Raw genomic sequence first — 21328 nt, 5'->3', positions numbered from 1 at the left:
CGTCCCCGCCCGGCGGCCTCGCGGCGTCACGCCTACCTCCGCGCCCCGGCGAACTTCTCGTACTCCCGCAGCACCTCGTCCGTGGGCCCGTCCAGACGCAGCTCGCCCCGCTCCAGCCACAGCACCCGGTCGCAGGTGTCGCGGATGGACTTGTTGCTGTGGCTGACCAGGAACACCGTGCCCGCGCGCCGGCGCAGTTCCCGGATGCGTTCCTCGGACCGCTTCTGGAACGTCTGGTCACCGGTGGCCAGCGCCTCGTCGACGAGGAGGACGTCGTGGTCCTTGGCGGCGGCGATGGAGAAGCGCAGCCGTGCCGCCATGCCGGAGGAGTACGTGCGCATCGGCAGGGTGATGAAGTCGCCCTTGTCGTTGATGCCGGAGAAGTCGACGATCTCCTGGTACCGCTCCTTGATCTGCGCACGGGACATGCCCATCGCCAGCCCGCCGAGGTGGACGTTGCGCTCGCCTGTCAGGTCGTTCATCAGCGCGGCGTTGACGCCGAGCAGGGAGGGCTGGCCGTCGGTGAAGATCCTGCCGTTCTCCACCGGGAGGAGGCCCGCGATCGCCTTGAGCAGGGTCGACTTGCCGGAGCCGTTGGTGCCGATCAGCCCGATGGCCTCGCCGCGGTACGCCGCGAAGGAGACGTTGCGCACCGCGTGCACCCGGCGCACGCCCGCCGCCTTCTCGGCCTTGCCGCGCCGCAGGATGCGGTTGAGGGCGGCGGTCGCGGAACCGCGTCCGGAGCCGGCGCCGTTCACCCGGTAGACGATGTCGACGCCGTCCACGACGACGGTGGGGACGCGCTCGTCCGCCCGCGCGGGGGCGGCGGCGTTCGCGGTGTTGCCCGTGTTGTCAGCCACGACCGTAGGTCTCCTCGGCCTTCCAGAAGTAGATGAAGCCGCCGATCCCGGCGAGCAGGGCCCAGCCGACGGCCATGGCCCACACGTGGTCGGGCAGCATGGCGCCGCCGAAGCTGTCGATCAGGGCGAAGCGCATCAGGTCGATGTAGACGGCGGCCGGATTGACCTGGAGCAGCGGGCCGACCCAGGACGGCATGCCGCTGCCGGGGCCGGTCATCTGGTGGATGCTGAACATCACGCCCGAGCCGTACATCCAGGTGCGCAGCAGGAACGGCATGAGCTGCGCCATGTCGGGGATCTTGGAGCCCACCCGGGCCATGATCATCGCCACGCCCGCGTTGAACACGAACTGCAACGCCAGGGCCGGGACGGCCAGGACCCAGGACGCGGTCGGCGGCACGCCGAAGGCCAGCAGGATGACGACCAGGGCGGCCATCGAGAACAGGAGCTGCTGGAGCTGCTGGAGGCAGAACGACACCGGCAGCGCCGCCCGCGGGAAGTGCAGGGCCCGTACGAGGCCCAGGTTGCCGGAGATCGCCCGGGTGCCCGCCATGATCGAGCTCTGCGTGAACGTCCACACGAAGACGCCGGTGACCAGGAACGGGACGTAGTCCTCCACGCCCCGCTTGGTGTTCATGAGCACGCCGAAGATGAAGTAGTACACCGCGGCGTTGAGCAGGGGCGTCATCACCTGCCAGAGCTGGCCCAGCTTCGCCTGGCTGTACTGCGCGGTGAGCTTGGCGGTGGCGAAGGCGCCGATGAAGTGCCGGCGCGCCCAGAGCCGGCGTACGTAGTCGGGCAGGGAGGGGCGGGCACCGCTGACCGAGAGGCCGTGGCGGGCGGCGAGGGCCGCGAGGTCGTGCTCGGCGGGGCCGGCGTCCGGGGTGAGGGCCGGTGTCGGGGGCGGTGTGTGGAGGACCTGGCTCACATCCGCTGCTTTCGCTCGGGGGAGGGGGGTGCCCGGCGTTCACCTGCGTGAGGGCGCACGTTCATTTACGTCGGGACGGGACCGTATCGTCGTGACGCGAGCGTAGGCCGTGGTGACGTCGGAACGCAACCGTTTCGTCGTGACGCCCCTATGCTTGGCTCGCATGACGACCGACGCCGCCGCCGACGAACCCCAGCCGCGCCCGCGCCGCCGCGCTCCCGCGGGGGCGGCCGTGCTCCGTGAGGACGTGACGGAGGCCATCCGGACGGCCGTCTTCGAGGAACTCGCGGCGGTCGGCTACGCGCGGATGTCCATCGAGGGGATCGCGCGGCGGGCGGGCGTCGGCAAGACGGCGGTGTACCGGCGGTGGCGCTCCAAGCTGCACCTGGTGCTGGACATCGTGTCCGCGCTCGCCGTGCAGGGACTGCCCGCGCCGGACACGGGGTCCCTGGAGGGGGACCTCCGGCTGCTGTACGAGGTGACGTCGCGGGCGCTGCGGCACCCCGTGGCCTCGCAGATCCTTCCCGACCTCCAGGCGGAGGCGGCGCGGAACCCCGAGATCGCCGAGGCATTGCAGAAGGCGTTGCGGGAGGGGCAGGACGGGGTGGCCAGCAGGATCCTGGCGGCGGCGGCGGAGCGCGGGGAGGTCCGGGCCGGGTTCGACGCGGAGCTGGCGCTGGATCTGGTGTCCGGGCCGTTGTACTGGCGGTCGGTGGTGATTCGCAGTCCGAAGCTGCCGAAGGGGTATCTGGGGGCGTTGGCCCGGGCCACTGCGGCGGGGCTCAGGGCGCTGTAGCCGGGGTGCGGGGGCGGGTGCTGCCCGCCCGATGTTGCCCCGGTGCCCGGCCTCCGTACGGGCGGGGCACCGGGGGAGGCGCGACTGCCCGCAGCCGCGCGGCCGCGGGCAGTGGGTCGGTTAGCGGGCTGCTTCCGGGTGGTGGTGGAGCCAGCCCGACCAGGCTGAGGTGATCATGTCCTGGACGTCGTACCTGGCCTTCCAGCCCAGTTCCGTGGCGGCCCGGTCGGCCGAGGCGACGACGCGGGCCGGGTCGCCGGGGCGGCGCGGGGTGACCGTCGGGGGCCGGTCGTAGCCGGTGAGGGCGTTGATGCGGTCGATCATCTCCCGGACGGAGACGCCCTCGCCCCTGCCGATGTTGAGGGTGAGGTCGCGCCCGGGCGACGCCGTCAGGGCGCGGGCCGCGGCCACGTGGGCCTCGGCCAGGTCCACCACGTGGATGTAGTCCCGCACGCAGGTGCCGTCCGGCGTCGCGTAGTCGTCGCCGAAGACGCGCGGCGCGGCGTCCTGGGTCAGCTTCTCGAAGACCATCGGGACGAGGTTGTACACGCCGGTGTCGGCCAGCTCGGGGGTCGCCGCGCCCGCCACGTTGAAGTAGCGCAGCGACGCCGTGGACAGTCCCGTGGCCCGCCCGGTCGCCCTGACCAGCCACTCGCCGGCCAGCTTGGTCTCCCCGTACGGCGACATGGGCGCGCACGGCGTGTCCTCGGTCACCAGGTCGACGTCGGGCATCCCGTACACCGCCGCGGAGGACGAGAAGACGAACGACGGGACGCCGGCCGCCGTGACCGCCTCCAGCAGGACGCGCAGCCCCTCGACGTTGTGCTGGTAGTAGTGCAGCGGCTCGTCCACCGACTCGCCGACCTGCTTCTTCGCCGCGAGGTGGACCACGCCGGTGATGCCGTGGTCGCCGAGGGCGCGTGCGACCCGCTCGCCGTCCAGGACCGAGCCCACCACCAGGGGCACCCCGTCGGGTACGCGTCCGGCGATCCCGGAGGACAGGTCGTCGTAGACCACGGTCCTCTCACCCGCCTCGGTCATCGCCCGTACGACGTGCGATCCGATGTATCCGGCGCCGCCGGTGATCAGCCAGGTCATTGCGGCCGTCCCCTCGTCTGTGGACCTCGATGGACCTCGGTGGGCCCTGGACGTCATCCTCCGTCATCGGGCCGCCGGACGGGTACCTCGGCCCGTCAGGGCGTCGGCGGGGCGGACCCCGGGGCGTACGCGTCCAGGGCGGCCGTGAGGCGGTCGAGGCGGGAGCGCAGGTCCTGGATCTCCGCGAGGTCCAGGCCGGTCGCCGCGGCGATCCGGCGCGGCACCTCGACGGCCCGCCCGCGCAGCGCGATGCCCTCCCGCGTCGGCCGCACCCGCACCGACCGCTCGTCGTGCGTGCTGCGTTCCCGGGCGACCAGGCCGGCCGCCTCCAGCCGCTTGAGCAGCGGCGACAGCGTGCCGGAGTCGAGCCGCAGATGCTCGCCGAGTCGCTTGACCGGCAGCTCCCCGTGCTCCCACAGCACCAGCATCACCAGGTACTGCGGGTAGGTGAGCCCCAGCTCCTTGAGCAGCACCCGGTACACGCCGCCGAAGGCGCGGGAGGCGGCGTTCAGGGAGAAGCAGATCTGCTGGTCGAGGCGGAGCCAGTCCGTCGCGGGCGGGGGCGGGGGCGCAGGCGTGCTCATGGGACCAGGGTAGCCGTGCGGGGCAGTGAGTTGTGCACAACTTAATTGCGTGCTCTACTTCTGTCGTCGGAACACCTCACCTCCACAGGGACGGGATCTTCATGGACGCGCTCTACACCGCCGCCGCCACCGCCACCCACGGCCGCGACGGGCGTGCCGTCAGCTCGGACGGCACGCTGGACCTGGCCCTCGGCATCCCCGTCGAGATGGGCGGCGACGGCCGGGGCACCAACCCCGAGCAGCTCTTCGCCGCCGGCTACGCGGCCTGCTTCGGGAGCGCGCTCGGCCTCGTCGGACGGCAGGCCAAGGTGGACGTCGCCGACGCCGCGGTGACCGCCGAGGTCGGCATCGGCAAGCAGGGCGAGGGCTTCGCGCTCGCCGTCACCCTCCGCGTCGAGCTGCCCGAGGGCGTGGACGAGGAGACCGGCCGCAAGCTGGTCGAGCAGGCCCACCAGGTCTGCCCCTACTCCAACGCCACCCGCGGCAACATCCCGGTCGAGCTGGTCGTCGAGTAGTCGGGCGGCCGCGGGCGCGGGTCACCCCGCGACCCGCGCCAGCACCTCCCCGGTGCGCTCGCTCCACGCCACCACCACCGCCTCCTCGGGCACCGGGTGCCAGCGCGTCAGCAGCAGCCAGCGGACGTGGTAGCGGCGCACGACGGCGGCGCGGACCGCGCTGGTCGAGCCGGGGGCGAGATACGCCTTCACGTCGGCCACGCGCCGTCCGCGCTCCCGCTCGTCCAGTGCCGGGTCGGGCCAGGCCGGCGCCACGAGGTTCGGTCCGTACCCGGCGATGGCGTGACCGGCCCAGTAGCCGTCGGTGATCACGACCTCGCCGGGGCCGATGTGCCGGGCCGCCCACGCGTACGTCGGCCAGTCGGGCGGCCGCTCGAAGCCGACCGGGTCCAGCGAGCGCGGAACCACCGCCCCCGCCTGCACCGTGAGGAACCCGAGCGCGGCCCCCGCGGTCGCCGCCGAGCCCAGCACCCGCCGCCACCGCCCCCACGGCCGGGGCGCCGCCAGCTCCACCGCCAGGGCGAACTGGAGCGGCACCAGCGTGAGCCCGAGGATCCTGCCGTAGGTGTAGTGGCCGCTGAACCAGCCGTACGCCACCACCGCGCAGTCCAGCGCGAACATCAGCACCAGCGGGTCCCGCGCCGAGCGGCGTGCGCGCAGCCACAGCGCCGGCAGCCCGAGCAGCGCCAGCCAGAACTGTCCCGGCAGGTCCAGGTACAGGATCCGGTGCATCCCGTCCACGCTCCTGTCGCCGGCCAGCGCGAACACGTCGAAGTACGGCCAGCAGGCCGCCGACGCCAGGGCCACCGCGCCCGTCAGCGCCCACCGGCCCGCGACCGCCCCGCGCCACCCGCGCTGCCACCCGGCCACCAGCGCCACCGCGCCCAGCACCGCCGCCACCGACGTGATCGGGTGGACCAGCAGGATCAGCCCGTACAGGGCACCGAGGGCGGCGTACCCGCCGAAGCCGCGCAGTCCGCTCGGGCCCACGTACCGCACCCGCAGCGCGTCCCGGGCCCGCGCGCCCGTCAGGGCCCAGGCCCAGAAGGTGAGCCCGATGGCGAAGGCCGACGGGTAGCCGAGGTTGCCGGTCATGGACAGCAGGCCGAGGTAGCCGCTCCACCACGCCCGCTCGGTGCCCCACAGCAGCGTCATCGCGCCCAGCGCCAGCACGGGTGCCCAGGGCCGCGGCGTCAGCACCCGCACGAAGCGGTTCAGGCCGGTCAGCAGCACCAGCAGGTTCACCGGCCCGGCGAGCCGCACCACCTCCCAGCCGCCCAGCCCCGCGAGCCGGGCGAACAGGCCCTGCGCCAGCGCGTACGGCGAGTAGTACGCGCTGCCGTCGCCCGGCAGGTCCGCCATCGGGTGCCGCGGACGCAGGAGGTCGGCCTTCAGGCGCTCCACCACCGCCGCGTGCTGACCGGCGTCGCAGCACAACGGCACCCGCCAGTACGCCAGCGACATCACCAGGAAGAACAGGAAGCCGGCGAGCTGGAACGGGGTGGGGCGCCAGGAGCGCCCGCCGCGCAGCGCCGTCGCGCCGCGCACGCTCCGCCGGACGAGGACGCCGGCGCTCACGGGACGATCGGGAAGTGGGACATTCGGGGCATTTGTCGTATGTTCCCGCCGACGTCAACGGCTTGACGTCGCTTCACCCCATCGGGTGAGCGCCGGGGTGTCCGTCCGGCGCGCGGGACTCAGCTCACCGCGCGAGCCCGGTCGGTGTGCCCCTGCGCGGGCAGCGCCACCCGGCCCCGCACCACCGGCTCCAGCAGCAGCGGAATGCCCACCACCGGCAGCAGCCAGGCCAGTACGATCAGCCGCTCGCCCCAGATGTTGATGTCCGGATGCCCGGCCTGGGTGAGGATCCCGGTGAACGCCGCCGCGACCAGGAAGGCACCCGTCGCGCCCCCGCGCCGCAGCGCGCCCCACGCCCCGGCGCCCAGCGCCGCGACGAACAGCGGCTGCCACGCCTGCCGGCGCAGCCACTCCACCCAGAAGTTGCCCTGCAACTGCAGGAACTCCGGCCACGGACGCTCCCGGTCGGGCCGCGCGAAGTGGTCGGTGAGCAGGTCCTGGAGGCTGTCGGACTCGGTCGGGTAGTGCAGCAGCCGCGCCAGCACCAGCGTGACGAGCACCCCGGCCGCACCCACCGCCGCCAGCGCCAGCACGTCCCGCCCCGGGGGCCGGCCCCGCCGGCGCCGCCGCAGCGCGATCGCCGCGCCCGCCGCCGCCAGGCACACCCCGAGGAACAGCGCCTGGGAGTGCTTGACGGTGAACAGCGCCAGCAGCGACCCGGCGACCAGGGCGAGCCCGGCCCGCCCGCGCCCCGCCCGCAGCACCAGCGCACAGCCCCACACCGCCGCCAGGGTCAGCGCCATCAGCAGCCCCTCGGTCATCGGGCGCATGGCCGTCGTCCCGCTCGGCAGCACGTAGTACAGCGCCTGACCGGTCAGCGCGAGCGGCACCGGCACGGACAGCGTGCGCAGGATCAGGAAGACGAGGACGCCGCCCGCGCAGGCGATGACCACGCTCGCCGCCCACAGCCCCCACGTCACCCCGAACGCGGCGATGAACGGCACCAGGACCACCGGATAGCCGGGCCGCGCCTCGAAGATCCGCATGAAGCGCTCCGGCATGTACGGCACGGTGTGCCCGCCGGTCTGCCCGGCCGCCAGCCGCGACTCCACCCGCTGCCACTCCCGCTCCCGGCACCCCTGCGCCACCCGTCGGGCCGGATCGGGCCGGTGGAAGCGGACCACGTGCACGCTCTGGTTCCGTCGGGCCACCGACGCCTGGCCCGCGCACACGTACTCGATGGTGGCCGCCGCCGTCCCGCGCTTGCTCTCGCCGCTCAGACTCAGCGCGTACGCCAGGTAGTTCTTGGTGTCGGGGGTGTCCCGGCCGGAGACGTTCGCCAGTTGGAGCACGGCGAACACCGCGGCCAGGAGCAGCACCCAGGTGCGCGGCCTCATGAGAACGACAGCAGGTCGCGGTCGGCCGCGGGGACGGCCCGGGCCGCCGGGACGGTGACCGCCGACGCCGGCATCGCCTCGCCCAGCATCAGCGTGCGGACCACCCGCTCGGCGGCCCGCCCGTCGTCGTACTCGCCGAACCGTGCCCGGAAGACCGACCGCAGCCGCGCCGACTCCTCGTCGCACCACGCCCCCGAGGTCAGCAGCCACGCCAGCTCCCGGTAGGAGCGCGACACATGGCCCGGCGCGTTCGCCGTGATGTCGAAGTAGGCGCCGCGGCTCGCCGTGTAGGCACCCCAGTCGTCGGCGTGGATCACGATCGGCCGGTCCAGGAGCGCGTAGTCGAACATCAGGGCGGAGTAGTCGGTGATCAGCAGGTCGGCGGCGAGCAGCAGGTCCTCGACGTGCGGTTCGTCCGTGGCGTCGACGACCACGCCCCGCCGGTGCAGCTCGGCGAGGCCCATGCCGCGTGCGTGACCCGTGGCGAGCGAGGGGTGCAGCCGGACCACCAGGGTGTGGCCCTCGCCGAGGTCGGCGGCGAGGCGGGCCGGGTCGATCCGCTCCACGTGCCCGCCCCGCCGGTAGTCGCGGCGTGTCGGCGCGTACAGCACCATCGTGTGGTCCTCGGGGACACCGAGCCGCTCGCGGACCCGGCGGCCGTGCTCGGGACCGGCGGTGACCAGCACGTCGTTGCGCGGACTGCCGGTCCGCGCGGACGTGAAGTGACACGGGTACGCCCGCTCCCACACCAGCTCCGAGTGCCGGTTGGCGACCAGGCTGTAGTCCCAGCGGTCGGCGCGGCGCAGCATCTGCGGCACGTCCAGCCCGTGCCGGGCGCCGGGCTTGCCCAGCAGGTCGACGCCCATGAACTTGAGCGGGGTGCCCTGGTGGGTGTGGATGTGCACGCTGCCGGGACGCTTGGCCACCGTGCCCGGCCAGTTGACGTTGTTGACGAAGAACGCGGCCCGCTCGGTCACCCGGCGGTAGGCCGCGCTGCCGAGGATCACGTGCTCCGTGTCCGGCGGCAGCAGCGCGGCGTCCTCCTCGTCGCGCACCACCCACACCCCGCGCAGATGCGGCGCGATCTCGCGGGCCTTGCGGTAGACCGCCGCGGGATCGCCGAGCACGCCCCGGTGGGAGAACGCCGAGTACACGGCGAGGTCCGTGTCCAGGGGGCGGCGGAGGTTCACCGCGGTGCGGACGCGGCCCAGGCGCCCGGCCGCCGCGCCGCCCGCCTGCCGGGTCCGCCGCACCAGCGCGCGCCCCGCCCGCTCCGACTGCCGCCGCAGCCGGTACGCCGTATGGCCCCGCTCCAGTACCCGCAGCTCAGGCGGGACCGGCGCGCCCGGCGGCCGGTGCGCGCGGAACATCTCGGCGGTGCGGCGGAAGAACTCGGCCTTGTCGGCCGGGGGCAGCCGGTCCGGCTTGGACAGGATGTCCAGGCAGTGCTCGCCCATCTTGGCGTGCAGGAAGGGCCGCCAGTGGGCCAGGTGCGGCCGGGCGTCGACGAACGCGAAGACCCGGGCGTACTGCTCGTGGATGTCGAAGTGCTTGCGGCTGGTGGTCGACAGGATGTTGCCGCTGCGCCGCTGCCGGTAGTTCAGGCAGATCCGGTCCAGCGTGGCGATCCGCTCCGCGCTGAACATCACCGGGAACGTCCAGGGCGTGTCCTCGTAGTAGCCCGGCGGGAAGGCGAAGCCCTCGCGCTCGGTGAAGCCGCGCCGGTAGACCTTGTTCCACACCACCATCAGCAGGTCGAGGATCTCCGGGCGTTCGGCCGCCGTGAACGTGCCCTCGCCCGCCTCCGCGAGGACGTGGGCGAGGGCGTTGCGCCGGGTGCCGCCCCACCAGTAGGTCCGGGCGTAGTCGAAGACCAGGACGTCCGGGTCCCCGGTCTCGTCGAGCCGGTCGGCCATCGCGCGCAGGGCGCCCGGGGTGAGGGTGTCGTCGCTGTCGAGGAAGAACAGGTAGTCGCCGGTGGCGTGCGGCATCCCGGCGTTGCGGGCCCGGCCGAGGCCCACGTTCTCCTCCAGGTGCAGCACGCGCATCCGCTCGTCGCGGGCCGCGTACTCGTCGAGGATCGCGCCGCAGCCGTCCGGCGAGCAGTCGTTCACCGCGACGACCTCGATGTCCCGGTAGGACTGGTCCAGCACCGAGTCGAGGCACTCGCGCAGGAAGCCCTGCACCTTGAAGCAGGGGATGATGACGCTGAAGCGGGGCACTGCGGGGTCAGCTCCTTACGAGGGTGGCGGCGGCGGGGGCCGGACGGCGCCGCGCGAGCGGGGTCACGGGCGCGATCGATTCCGGCGGTTCGCCGAGCAGCACCCGGCGCACCACGCGCTCGGCGGCCCGGCCGTCGTCGAACTCGCAGAACCGCTCCCGGAACGCGGCCCGCAGCGACGCCGACTCCGCGTCGGCGTACGAGCCGTCGGCGAAGACGCGGGCCAGCTCCTCGGGCGTGCGGGCCACCGGGCCGGGCGGCGCCGCCATCAGGTCGAAGCAGACGCCCCGGGTCTCCCGGTAGACGTCCCAGTCGTCGGCGTACACGACGATCGGCCGGTCGAGGTTGGCGTAGTCGAACATGATCGACGAGTAGTCGGTGACCAGCACGTCGGCGGCCAGGCAGACGTCCTCCGAGGAGCGGTGCCCGGTGACGTCGATGATCCGGCCGGACGCCCCGCGCCGCGTGCCCCGGTCGTAGAAGTAGTGGGCGCGCAGCAGCACCACCACGTCCTCGCCCACCGCCTCGCAGAACGCCTCCAGGTCCAGGCCGCCGGCGCCGAACCCGCTCTCGTGGTCGCGGTGCGTGGGCGCGTACAGGACGGCCGTCTTTCCCTCGGGGACTCCCAGTTCGTGCCGGACGCGGGCGACGTCGGCGGCGGTCGCCGTGTAGTAGACGTCGTTGCGCGGATAGCCGTACTCCAGGTGCTCGTAGGAGCCGGGGAAGGCGCGCTCCCACATCTGGGTGGAGTGGCGGTTCGAGGACAGGTTGTAGTCCCAGCGGTCCACGCGGCCCAGCAGCTTGGCGAAGCTGCCGGTGGCCGCCGCCACCACCGGGTACGTCGACTGGTCCACGCCCATGGTCTTCAGCGGGGTGCCGTGCTGCGTCTGGAGGTGCACGCTGCCGGGGCGCTTGACGACGCCCTCCGCGAAGTTGGCGTTGTTCACGAGGTACTTGGCGCGGGCCAGGACCTCCCAGTAACGCCGGCTGCCGATGACGGCGTGCTCGACGTCCTTCGGCACCATGTGCGCCTGATCGGGCTCGACCAGGAACACCCCGCGCAGACGCGGCGCGAGTTCGCGGGCCTTGGCGTGGATCGCGGCCGGGTTGCAGGCGTAACCGCGGCCCCAGTAGGCGCAGTACACGACGAGGTCCGGGTCCAGCGGGCGGCGCAGCGCGCGCCGGTAGCGCAGGCGGGTGGCGAGGCCGTGCGGGCGGGGCAGCCGGCCGAGGGTCCCGGACGCCGCGCGGCTGACGGCGCGCAGGGCCCGGAACGCCGCGTACGAGCCGGACGCCAGCAGCCGGTGCTGCACGCCGAGCCGGCCGCCCGGTGTCCGGAAGCCGGCGGGGCGGTGGCGCCGGTACAGGCGGCTCGCCCGGCGGAAGAAGGCACGCCGCTCGCGCGTCAGCCGCCGAGGATGCGCGGCCGTCTTCAGGACCAGGGCGAAGAGCTGCTCGAACAGCGGGCCGCGCCGCTCGGCCGGCAGCCCCCGCTCGGCGGCGTACGCGAGGGCGAGCTCGGTCTGGTCCAGCAGTTCGGCGTGGTGCTCGCCGGGCCGGTTCAGCCTGCTGCCCTGACGGCGCACCAGGTGCCGTACGACGACGGAGCGCAGCACCGTCATGCGATCGGCGTCCGCCGCGACCCGGGCGCCGAAGCCGATGTCCGTGTAGTGCCCGGCGGGGAACTCCAGCCGCCGGTCGGCGAGGAAGGCGCGGCGGTAGACCGCGCTCCAGGCGGGCAGCCGCACACCGGTCAGATGCGGGGCGCGGTCGGGGGAGAAGGCCCCGTTCGGCGCCTTCGCCAGCAGCGGGGCCGCCGGGTTGGCCGGCTCGCCCTCCCACCAGGGGACGCGCTCGTGCTCGAAGTACAGCACGTCGGCGCCGCCCGTCTCCGCCAGCCGCGCGTCCAGCGCCGCCAGCGCGCCCGGGACCAGTACGTCGTCCCCGTCGAGGAACAGCAGGTAGGCGCCGGTGGCGGCCCGCGCCCCGGTGTTGCGGGCCCCGGCCGGGCCGGCCGAGGGCGGCGAGTGGACGGGCGTCACCCGGGAGTCCCGTTCGGCGCGGGCGGCGGCGATGTCCGCGGCGGTGCAGTCCGGGGTGTCGCAGACCGGGATCAGCTCGAAGTCGCCGAAGGACTGGGCGAGGACCGAGTCCAGCGCCTGGGACAGCCGCCCTGCGACCCCATGGGACGGGACGATGATGCTGAAGCGGGGCATACTGCTCTTTCTGTTGTTGTCCTGGTCCAACGGGAGTCCTGCGCGGACCGGACCGCCCGGCGGCCCGGTCGTCCGGCCGGCCGCCAGGTCGGCGGCCGGGTCGGGGTGGGCCGCGACGAACTGCGGTGCATGCGCACTCCCCGTGGGACAAACGGTGGTCAGAGGCTCTCGGTGACGGTCCGGGGACCGGTCGGTCGCGGCACCGCGGCCAGCGGGGCGCGGGCGACGGCCGGGGACGGGCGTCCCTCCGCTCCGGCGGGGCCGGGCGACAGCGCGGGGGAGGGCGGCGCGGGACGCCGTGCGTCGAGCGGCACCACCGGCGGGAGGTCCGTCTCCGCGAGCACGACCCGGCGTACGACCCGCTCGGCGGCGCGGCCGTCGTCGTGCGGGCGGAACCGCTCGCGGAACGCGGCCCTGAGCAGGGTGGACCGGGGGCCCCGCCACTGCCCGCCGGTGAACAGGCCGATCAGCTCGTCCTCGTCGTACGCCACCGGGCCCGGCGCGAAGGCGCGCGCGGTGTCCACGGTGGTGAGAAGCCGGGCGGCACCGGCGCCGCGGGCGGCGGCCGGGCGCTCCTGGAGGTCGAGGCCCGCGTACCGCAGCGGCGTCCCGGGCTGCGTGCGGACCACCACCTGGCCCCGGCGCTCGACCAGCCCCGCGTCGAGCCCGCTCGCGTGCACCAGGTACCGGGAGCGGGCCAGTGCCGTCCAGTACGCGGCCGTGCCGGGGGTCAGGCGGCGCGTGCCGGGCGGGACCGTGTGGTGGTGCGCCGGGGCGGCCGCCCACGCCGTGCGGACGTGCGGGGCGAGGGTGCGGAACGCCTCCTCCAGCGTGCCCGGGTCGCCGCCGTACCCCCGGCCGCCCTCGGTGGCGAACAGGGCGCGGTCGGCGCGCACCGGGAGGCGGCGCTGGACGGCGTAGTGCAGCCGCAGAGCGGCGGTGCGCACCGTGCCCCGTGCCTTGGCCAGGCGCTTGCGGGTCCGGCGGAGCAGGGCCGACGCCAGCCGCAGGGCCTCCCAGGTGCGGCGCGGGCCCAGCCGGAGCAGGGCATGGCGCAGCCGGACGCCCGGCGGGACGGGGACGCCCGGGACGCTGCCGCGCCGGCGCTGCCGGTGGTGGACGCGGACCCGGTCCAGGTCCGGGCACGACCGGGACAGCACCGAGTCCGGGCACGCGGGCGGATACGCCTGAACCTTGTACGCGGGGACGATGACACTGAACCGGGGCACGGGACATCCATGGGTCGGCACGGGCGTTCTGCCCGGCAACGGCCGGTGGAGCGATCCGGTTACGGTCCCTGCGCCGTTCGGGGGAGCCCGTACGCGACGACCAGGGGCGGACCGCTGAACGGCCCGCCCCCGCAAGAGTGATGCCGCGGCGGCTACTTGACGGCGCCCGCCATCACACCGGAGACGAACTGCCGCTGGAACGCGAAGAACACGGCCAGCGGGATCACCATCGAGATGAACGCGCCCGGCGCCAGAACGTCGATGTTGTTGCCGAACTGGCGGACCTGCGTCTGGAGGGCGACCGTGATCGGCTGGCTCCCGGAGTCCGAGAAGATCAGCGCGACCAGCATGTCGTTCCACACCCACAGGAACTGGAAGATGCCGAGGCTCGCGATCGCGGGTCCGCCGAGCGGCATCACCACGCGGACGAACAGGCGCAGTTCACCGGCGCCGTCCAGCCGGGCGGCCTCCAGCAGCTCCCTCGGGATCTCCGCGAAGAAGTTCCGCAGCAGGAACACCGCGAACGGCAGCCCGAAGCCGACGTGGAACAGGACCACGCCGACGATCGAGCCGAACAGGCCGATCTTCCCGAACAGTTCGGCGATGGGGATGAGCGCCACCTGCACCGGCACGACCAGCAGCCCGACCACGGCCAGGAACCACCAGTCGCGGCCCGGGAACTCCATCCACGCGAACGCGTAGCCCGCGAGCGAGCCGATCACGACGACCAGGACCGTCGCCGGGACCGTGATGAGCGCGGTGTTGACGAGGGAGGAGGTGATGTCGCCGTTCCTCAGCAGCTCCTCGTAGCTCTGGAAGGTGAGCTGCGACGGCTTGGTGAACACCTCCCACCAGCCGCCAGCCGCCATGTCCTTCGGGGTGCGCAGCGAGGACAGCAGCAGACCGATGGTCGGGACCAGCCAGAACAGGCCCACGACGATCAGGAACACCCGTACCAGACCGCCGCTGACGTACTCGGCGAGCCGGGAACCCAGCGACGGCTTCGCCTTCGCCGCGGCCCTGGAGGGCCCGGCGGCCGCCCCGGTCACAGAACCGGCCTCCGCGGTCATCGCCGCACCTCCCGCCGCAGCCGCCGTACGTTGAACCACATCACCGGGATGACCAGCAGCAGCAGGAACACCGCGATGGCGCTGGCGATGCCCGGCTGGTCCGAGGCGAACCCCTTGCGGTACAGCTCCAGGGCGAGCACGTTCGCGTCGTCCTGGGAGGAACCGGGGGCGATGATGAACACCAGGTCGAAGACCTTCAGCACGTTGATCATCAGGGTGACGACGACGACCGCGAGGACCGGCGCGAGCAGCGGGACCGTCACCCGCCGGAAGACCTGCCACTCGTTGGCGCCGTCCACCCGGGCCGCCTCCAGCAGTTCCCGGGGCACACCCGCGAGACCGGCCGCGATCAGCACCATCGCGAAGCCCGCCCACATCCACACGTACGACCCGATGACGGCCGGCGTCACCAGTGAGGGACCGAGCCAGTCCAGGCCGTTGTACGGCTCCTTGAAGTTGTCGGCGGGCAGTCTGAGCAGCGCCCCGTCGGCCTCGGCGGGCAGCGAGAACGTGCCGTCGCCGGCCGCCTTCGTCGACGCGACGACCTCGCCGTCCTTGACCGCCTCGATCCTCATCCCGGCATAGCCCAGCTCGGCGGCGTCGACGCCGTTGAGCTTCCCGACGCCCTTGCCGCGCGTGAAGTCCTGCCAGGCGGTGCCCGTGATCCTCCCGTCCTCGGGCTCCGCGACCACCGCCTTCTTCGCGCCGTCGGGCATGTGGCCGGGGGCCACACCGACGAGCGGGAGCGTGACCACCCGGCCCGCGGACACCGGCTCCCTGGTGACGAACGCGCCCCCGCCGGCCGCCACGAGCGGTGACTCGCGGCCCGGGTGCGCCTTCGGGAACGCCGACGACTCGGCGAACGTGTCGTGCACCCCGACCCATACCGCGTTGGCGACGCCCTTCTCCGGCGCCTGGTCGTACACCAGGCGGAAGATGATCCCGGCGGCCAGCATGGAGATCGCCATCGGCATGAAGACGACGAGCTTGAACGCCGTTCCCCAGCGCACCCGTTCGGTCAGGACCGCGAAGATCAGGCCGAGCGCGGTGGCGACCGTCGGCGCGAACACCACCCAGATGACGTTGTTCTTCAGGGCGGTGCGGATGCCCTCGTCGGTGAACAGCGCCTCGTAGTTGTCGAATCCGGCGAAGCCGTCGCCGGACTGGTCGTAGAAGCTGCGGACCAGGGAGTACCCGATCGGGTAGACCACGAGCGCGCCGAGCAGCACCAGGGCGGGCAGCAGGAAGAGGGCCGCCACGGTCCTGCGCGTGCCGGTCACGCTCTTGCGCGACATGGGGGCGGCAGGCGCCGGAGAGGCCCCTGCCGCCGTGGCCGGCTTCATCGCGTCAGTCCCCGTAGGCGGCGGCCGCGTCCGCCTCCAGCTTCGCCTGCGTGCCCGCGACGTCCTTCGGGTTCTTCAGGAAGTCCTGGAGCACCTTCCACTCGCCCTTGCCCGGCGTGCCGCCGAACGCCTGCGGGGCCTGGTCCGACATGTCGAAGCGGAAGTCGTCGCCGGCCGCGATCAGGGCCTCGGCGATCTTCTTCTGCACCTCGTTCGGGTACGCCGACGTGTCCAGGTTCTTGTTCGGCGACAGGTAGCCGCCCAGCTTCGCGTGGATCGCCGCCGCGTCCGGGGAGGCCAGCCAGGTGGCCAGCGCCTGCGCCGCCTTCGAGTCCTCGAGGATCACGGCCGCGTCGCCGCCGGAGACCACCGGCGCGGTGTCACCGACCGCCGGGAACGGGAACACCTTCGCGTCGGTGCCGACCTCCGCCTCCGTCTCACCGATGTTGACCTGCACGAAGTCGCCCTCGTAGACCATGCCGGCCTTGGGCTGGTCGCCGCCGGTGAAGGTCTGCGTCACCGAGGCCGGGAACTCGGTCTGCAGCGCGCCGGTCGCGCCGCCCGCCACGTAGTCCTTCTTGCCCCAGATCTCCGCGAGCGTGGTCAGGGCGTCCTTCACGGACGGGTCCGTCCACTTGATCTCGTGCTTGGCGAGCTGGTCGTACTTCTCCGGGCCGGCCTGGGAGAGGTAGACGTTCTCGAACCAGTCGGTGAGGGTCCAGCCTTCCGCGCCGCCGACGGAGAACGGCGTGACGCCCGAGTCGTAGACCGTCTGGGCGGTGGTGAGCAGCTCGTCCCAGGTCTTGGGCTCGGCCGCGCCCGCGTTCTCGAAGACCTGCGCGTTGTACCAGATCAGGGACTTGTTGGCGGCCTTGTAGTAGACGCCGTACTGCTTGCCGCCGACCTTGCCGATGTCCTGCCAGCCCTGCGAGTAGTTCTCCGTGAGCTGCTTGGTGGCCTCGGCGCCCAGCGGCTTGGCCCAGCCCTTGTCGACCGCCTGCTTGATGGCGCCGGGCTGCGGGAGCATCGCCACGTCCGGCGGGGCGCCGCCCGCGATCTTCGAGCCGAGGAAGTTGATGATCGGGTCCTGCGCGGGCACGAAGGTGACCTTGGCGCCCGTGCGCTTCTCGAACTCGGCGAGGACCTGCTTGAAGTTCTTCTGCTCGGCGCCGGTCCAGACGGCGGCGACCTCCAGGCTCTCGCCGTCCAGCTTGGGGAGCACGAGGGAGGAGGGCTTCTTGCTGGCGCCCCCGCCGTCGTCCTTGCCGCCGCCGTCGTTGTCGTCGTCGCCGCCGCACGCCGTGAGCGAGAGCGCGAGGGCTCCCGCGGCCAGGGCGGCGGCTGCCCTGGTGGTCCTCGTGACGGTTCCGCGTGTCCGGATGGTGCTGCTCGTGCGCATCACTGCCCCGTTCTTCGTTCATCGTCGAACGCCTGGCGCTGTCCCGTGCGCTCTGGTGTACGCCAGGGGGGTGGCAGCGGCAAGAGCGCACCCGTCCCCAACCTCCCGATCGTGACCCCGTCGTGACTCGTCGGAGCCAACGGGCGTCGCAGAGTGGGCAGTTAGGTCGCTGAGCCGCAGACGCAGGGCGACTCGGGGCGCACCGGCAGGGGCGACGCCCCCGCCTCACAGAAGCGAGGGCACCTCCGCCGCGGAGACCTCCCGCGCCGCCCGCTCCAGCGCACTGGCCAGCAAGGCCAGATCGGTGGGCCCGTTGCCCAACTCCCGCACCGGACGCCGAGCGGGCGGATCCCCCATCCGATGCCACTCCACCGGCACGACGGTCGGCCGCAGTGTCGCCGTGCGCGGAATGCGCCCCGTCACCCGCCCCCCTTGGAAGGCCACGCCGCGCCCGTCGGCCCACTCCAGCCGCCCCCGCCCGGGCAGCGGCTCCTCCGGCCCCGCCACCGGCGCGTCGAGCGTGACGCGCAACGCGGCCCGCCGCGCCGGCTCGGTCTGCGCCGTGCGGCCGCCGGGACCCGCGGCGGCCACGAGGTGCACCCCCAGCCGCTCGCCCTCGCGCGCCACCGCCTCCAGCGCCCGCATCACCGACCCCGCCGCCGGCCGCCCCGGCGACCCGAGCGGGGGAGTGACGAGCGCGTCCAGATCGTCCACGACGACCACCAGACGGGGCAGCGGCGGCACCGCCCCCGCCCGGCGCCGGACCGCCCCCGGCCGCAGCCGCAGCGTGGAACTGGGCGGTGACTCCACGTCCCCGGCCCCCGGTATCGCCCCGGACCCGGCCGTGCGCTGCCCGACCATGCGGCCCGACACCTCCCGCCCGGTGTGCCACTCGGCGAAGTCCGACCGCCCGAGCAGCTCGGCCCGCCGCTTGAGCTCGGCGCTCAGCGACTGGGCGAACTCCCGCATCAGCACGGGGTCGTTGGCGGTGAGATGCGTGGTGACGTGCGGTACGTCGGTGCAGACGCGTAGTCCCTCGCCGTGCCCGTTGCCCGCGCCCACGCTGTCCCGGCCGTCCATCAGCACGATGCCGAGCCGGTCGGGACGCTCGGCGGAGGCGAGCGAGGCGACGAGCGCCCGCAGCAGCTCGGTCCGGCCGCTGCCGGGCGGCCCCTCGATCAGCAGGTGCGGCCCCTCGGCCGCGAGGTCCACCGCGACCGGGCCGCGCGGCCCCGCGCCCAGCACGGCGTGCGCCCGCCCGCCGAGGGACTCCGCGTCGTCGGCCGCGTCCGCCCAACGGGCCATCAGGGACGCCGGGGTGGCCCGGGCGAGCCCCAACTCGTCGAGCAGCCGGGCCGCCTGGGGCAGCGGCGCCGACACGCGCGTGAGGCGCTCGCCGGCCCCGCCGTCGGTGCGCAGCGGTGCCAGGGCCCGTGCGAAGCGCTCCGCCCAGGCAAGGGAGACCGCGTCCACCGTGCCGAGGGTGCCGTGGCCGACCGGGCCGCTCGGGGACGACCCGGTGCGGGCGACGCGCAGCAGCCGCAGGGCCGTCGCCACGTCACCGCTGAGCAGCGCGACGGCACCGCACTCGCGGAAGACCGGGGACACCGCGCAGGCCGCCTCGTACGTCCGTGTCACCGGCGAGGTGGGAGAGGCGGCGGGGGTCTCGGCGAGGCACACGACGTGGATGCCGGCCCGCGGCCCCTCCAGCGCCAGCCGCGCGATCGCCTCGCGCACCGGGGCGTCGCCCGGGTCGCCGTCCACGAGGACGACGGTGTACGGCCCCGCGAAGCCGGTGGCCGGGCCGGAGCCGTCGTCCGCCCGCGCCCACGAGGGGCGCCGGGAACCGTCCTGGCCGCCGGGGCCTTCCGTGCCGCCCGGGGGCATGTCCTGGGCCGGGGCCGTCGGCTGGGCAGGGACGGCGGGGGCGCGGGCCCCGTGCCGGGCGTCCGTCACCTGGTCGTCCAGACGGCGCAGGAGTTCCTGGGCGCGGGCCGCGGCCTGGTCGCGGTCGTGGGCGAGCAGCAGGCGGCAGTCCTGGCCGTGGCCCGGGCGCACGTGCGGCAGCCAGCCCAGCCAGGACCACTCGGCGGTCCGCTCCGCGAGCGGGCGGGAACCGTCCGCGCTGATCAGCACGATCTCCAGCACGTCGGGGGAGTGCAGCGCGGCGAGCTGGGCCAGCACGGCGCGGGCCAGCCCGGCGAGCCGCGTCCGCGGGCCCGCCAGCCCGAGCGCGCCGACCTCGCGCAGCCCGGCGGTCACCGGGACGGCGGGCAGCGGCGCGTCACCGCCGGGCGCCACCCGGTCGGCCGTACCGAGCCGCACGGCGAGCACCTCGGGGTGCCCCGGCCCGCGCTCCCACAGCCGCGGCCCCGGTCCGAGCGCCGTCAGCAGCAGCGCGGCCGAGTCGGGCCAGGTCTCCGGCGCGGGGGAGGATCCGGTCACCGGTGCCTCCGGCGCGGGACCGGCGGCCTCCTCGCCGTACGCGTACGCGTCGCCCGCGGCGGCGTCCTGCGCACCGCGCCCGCCGGCCAGCCGCCGCGCCCACGCGCCTATCCCGCCGCGCCTGCGCACACCCTGCGGCACGTCGGTCCCGCGCAGCGGCGTGCCCTTGCGCCCGGAGCCGCCGTTTGCGCCGGACGCTCCCCCGTACGCACCGGCCGCGCCCGGCCCGTACGCCTCCGCCGCGTCGGCCCCTCCGGTACCGCCCGCCCCCGTCCCGTCGGCCCCGTGACGGATCTGCGGTCGCGCCCCGAAGGCGTCTCCGTGCCCCCGGCCCGCGGCCGAGGCCCCCGCGGGACCCGCCCCGGAACCGGAACCCGCCGCATGCGTGCCGTTCACCCCGCCCGGCGCCGCCGGGAACCCTCCGGGGGCCAGCTCCCCGTACCCCGCGCGCGTCGGGCCCCCGGGTGTGCCCGGGTGTACGCCGTGACTCTCGATGCGGGGTGCGGTGCCCTGGCCGGGAACCTGGGCCAGGTGCGCGGGCGCCGTGCCGTGGGCCGCCGTGCCGTGGGCGTGGTGCGTGCGCTCGGCGGGACCGTCCGCGCCGTCGGACGCGCGCGCGTGGGACACCCGGTCGGGGCCGGGCACGCGCACGTACCCCTCCCCGTCCGGTGTCGTCGCCACCCGGGCCGTGGCCGCCGGGACCAGCCGCAGCGCCGACTCGCCGATCCGCAGCAGCGCCCCCGGCGCGAAGCGGACCGGGCGGTCGCCGACGCGGGTGCCGTCCAGGGTGGTGCCGTTGGTGGAGCCGAGGTCGGCGACCGAGACGCGGCCGTCGGCGGCCACGGTCACCGCGCAGTGCATCCGGGAGACGTCCGGGTCGTCGAGCGCCACATCGGCGTCGGCGGACCGGCCGAGCCGGATCTGCCCGCCGTGCAGCAGGTGGACGCCGCCCGCGTCGGGGCCGGCGACGACATGGAGCTGGGCCGGGACGTCGGCGGGCTCGGTGTGCGGGTCGGGCTCGCCGGGGGCGCCGAGGCAGAGCACGGCGCCGTCGATCAGCGGGGGCTCGCCGAGGGTGCTGCGCTGGGCGTCGAGCCGCTGTGCGCCGGCGTACAGCACGGTCTGGCCGGAACCCTGCGCGTCACCGCCGGGGACCGCCGAGGCCAGCGCGGAGGCGACCGCGGCCAGCGCCGTGCCGGCCGGTGCCGTCACCAGCACGTCGCAGCTCGCGGCGTGGCCCACCGCCCCGGCGGGGGAGCCCAGCGGGTCTACGACGGTCAGCCGGATCTGCATCGCCGTCAGCGGTCCCTTCGCGCGGGCGCCCGCGATCGCTTGGGACGAAGCCTAGCTCCGCGGTCCCCCACCGCGGACTTCCCCCACCGCCACACGAGCACGTCGGCCAGTACTGCACGCATCCTCGCACCTGCCACCGACAACGCGCCCGCCCCCCGCCATCAAATGATCTTGATTGGTCGGCTCTGCCCGCAAAAGTGCCTGACGGATGGCCTGCCGATGATCCAAGAGTGACCGGTTGAGATCGGTCACGTCCGGGTCCGGCAACCAAGGGACCGGGTCGAGCGTCTTTCCTTCGAACATGAGCCGGAAGCGGAACGTAAGACGCACCGGCGGACCAATGGGAACCACAGGGC

15 protein-coding genes are annotated in these 21328 nt (G+C 74.3%); 2 read left to right on the top strand and 13 right to left on the bottom strand.

All coding sequences use genetic code 11. The annotated features are described in order from the left end of the window. Positions 1–32 precede the first annotated feature (32 nt). Together ACH499_RS29570 and ACH499_RS29565 are read right to left on the bottom strand one after the other, a co-directional pair. Entirely contained in the window at positions 33–860 is an 828-nt protein-coding gene (locus ACH499_RS29570; RefSeq protein ID WP_356196068.1) for an ABC transporter ATP-binding protein, read from the bottom strand. After that, positions 853–1788, bottom strand: coding sequence for an ABC transporter permease (locus tag ACH499_RS29565; RefSeq protein ID WP_399019570.1), 936 nt, complete (start codon positions 1786–1788; stop codon positions 853–855). Before ACH499_RS29565 ends, ACH499_RS29570 begins: the two co-directional genes overlap by 8 nt. Positions 1789–1951: 163 nt before the next feature. Here ACH499_RS29565 and ACH499_RS29560 point away from each other — a divergent pair, with 163 nt between their 5' ends. Then, a complete protein-coding gene (locus tag ACH499_RS29560; protein ID WP_399019568.1) occupies positions 1952–2584 on the top strand; it encodes a TetR/AcrR family transcriptional regulator in 633 nt (210 codons plus the stop codon). 120 nt (positions 2585–2704) lie between these two features. On the opposite strand, the gene galE is transcribed toward ACH499_RS29560, so the two are convergent. Together galE and ACH499_RS29550 are read right to left on the bottom strand one after the other, a co-directional pair. Next, a complete protein-coding gene (gene galE, locus ACH499_RS29555; RefSeq protein ID WP_399019566.1) occupies positions 2705–3682 on the bottom strand; it encodes a UDP-glucose 4-epimerase GalE in 978 nt (325 codons plus the stop codon). Positions 3683–3777: 95 nt separating this feature from the next. After that, positions 3778–4266, bottom strand: coding sequence for a MarR family winged helix-turn-helix transcriptional regulator (locus tag ACH499_RS29550; protein WP_399019564.1), 489 nt, complete (start codon positions 4264–4266; stop codon positions 3778–3780). Between the two features lie 101 nt (positions 4267–4367). Between ACH499_RS29550 and ACH499_RS29545 the strand changes: the two genes are divergently transcribed. Further along, positions 4368–4781, top strand: a complete 414-nt coding sequence (locus ACH499_RS29545) for an organic hydroperoxide resistance protein (protein ID WP_356196075.1) — start codon at positions 4368–4370, stop codon at positions 4779–4781. A 21-nt stretch (positions 4782–4802) separates the two neighbouring features. Here the strand turns inward: ACH499_RS29545 and ACH499_RS29540 are convergent, their stop codons facing one another. From ACH499_RS29540 to ACH499_RS29500, 9 genes are all read right to left on the bottom strand, one after another. Next, the gene (locus ACH499_RS29540) at positions 4803–6359 is read right to left on the bottom strand and encodes a hypothetical protein (protein WP_399019561.1); all 1557 of its coding nucleotides are present in this window, start codon (positions 6357–6359) and stop codon (positions 4803–4805) included. Positions 6360–6478: 119 nt separating this feature from the next. Beyond that, positions 6479–7756: a hypothetical protein gene (locus ACH499_RS29535; RefSeq protein ID WP_399019559.1), complete on the bottom strand. Its 1278-nt coding sequence runs from the start codon at positions 7754–7756 to the stop codon at positions 6479–6481. Beyond that, positions 7753–9978: a CDP-glycerol glycerophosphotransferase family protein gene (locus ACH499_RS29530; protein ID WP_399019557.1), complete on the bottom strand. Its 2226-nt coding sequence runs from the start codon at positions 9976–9978 to the stop codon at positions 7753–7755. Before ACH499_RS29530 ends, ACH499_RS29535 begins: the two co-directional genes overlap by 4 nt. Positions 9979–9985: 7 nt before the next feature. Next, entirely contained in the window at positions 9986–12193 is a 2208-nt protein-coding gene (locus tag ACH499_RS29525; RefSeq protein ID WP_399019555.1) for a CDP-glycerol glycerophosphotransferase family protein, read from the bottom strand. A 158-nt stretch (positions 12194–12351) separates the two neighbouring features. After that, complete coding sequence (locus ACH499_RS29520; protein ID WP_399019553.1) at positions 12352–13422, bottom strand: CDP-glycerol glycerophosphotransferase family protein; 1071 nt, start codon at positions 13420–13422, stop codon at positions 12352–12354. 152 nt (positions 13423–13574) lie between these two features. Beyond that, positions 13575–14492, bottom strand: a complete 918-nt coding sequence (locus ACH499_RS29515; RefSeq protein ID WP_399019551.1) for a carbohydrate ABC transporter permease — start codon at positions 14490–14492, stop codon at positions 13575–13577. Next, positions 14489–15835, bottom strand: coding sequence for a carbohydrate ABC transporter permease (locus tag ACH499_RS29510; RefSeq protein WP_399019548.1), 1347 nt, complete (start codon positions 15833–15835; stop codon positions 14489–14491). The genes ACH499_RS29515 and ACH499_RS29510 overlap by 4 nt, the downstream gene beginning before the upstream one ends. A 4-nt stretch (positions 15836–15839) precedes the next feature. Beyond that, on the bottom strand, positions 15840–17234 hold the full coding sequence (locus ACH499_RS29505; RefSeq protein WP_399019546.1) for an ABC transporter substrate-binding protein: 1395 nt from the start codon (positions 17232–17234) through the stop codon (positions 15840–15842). A 225-nt stretch (positions 17235–17459) separates the two neighbouring features. Then, entirely contained in the window at positions 17460–20972 is a 3513-nt protein-coding gene (locus tag ACH499_RS29500; protein WP_399019544.1) for an FHA domain-containing protein, read from the bottom strand. Positions 20973–21328 lie beyond the last annotated feature (356 nt).

Source organism: Streptomyces sp. NPDC018947, from assembly GCF_044390505.1.
GTDB lineage: Bacteria > Actinomycetota > Actinomycetes > Streptomycetales > Streptomycetaceae > Streptomyces.
Note: the sequence above shows the minus strand (reverse complement) of the source record. Positions and strands in the feature narration are given on the sequence as shown.

Excerpts from the sequence above, each read along its gene's own strand:
- ACH499_RS29535 (WP_399019559.1), bottom strand. The coding sequence starts at position 7,756 with ATGAGGCCGCGCACCTGGGTGCTGCTCCTGGCCGCGGTGTTCGCCGTG.
- galE (WP_399019566.1), bottom strand. The coding sequence starts at position 3,682 with ATGACCTGGCTGATCACCGGCGGCGCCGGATACATCGGATCGCACGTC.
- ACH499_RS29500 (WP_399019544.1), bottom strand. The coding sequence starts at position 20,972 with ATGCAGATCCGGCTGACCGTCGTAGACCCGCTGGGCTCCCCCGCCGGG.
- ACH499_RS29525 (WP_399019555.1), bottom strand. The coding sequence starts at position 12,193 with ATGCCCCGCTTCAGCATCATCGTCCCGTCCCATGGGGTCGCAGGGCGG.
- ACH499_RS29515 (WP_399019551.1), bottom strand. The coding sequence starts at position 14,492 with ATGACCGCGGAGGCCGGTTCTGTGACCGGGGCGGCCGCCGGGCCCTCC.
- ACH499_RS29505 (WP_399019546.1), bottom strand. The coding sequence starts at position 17,234 with ATGCGCACGAGCAGCACCATCCGGACACGCGGAACCGTCACGAGGACC.
- ACH499_RS29550 (WP_399019564.1), bottom strand. The coding sequence starts at position 4,266 with ATGAGCACGCCTGCGCCCCCGCCCCCGCCCGCGACGGACTGGCTCCGC.
- ACH499_RS29545 (WP_356196075.1), top strand. The coding sequence starts at position 4,368 with ATGGACGCGCTCTACACCGCCGCCGCCACCGCCACCCACGGCCGCGAC.
- ACH499_RS29560 (WP_399019568.1), top strand. The coding sequence starts at position 1,952 with ATGACGACCGACGCCGCCGCCGACGAACCCCAGCCGCGCCCGCGCCGC.
- ACH499_RS29510 (WP_399019548.1), bottom strand. The coding sequence starts at position 15,835 with ATGAAGCCGGCCACGGCGGCAGGGGCCTCTCCGGCGCCTGCCGCCCCC.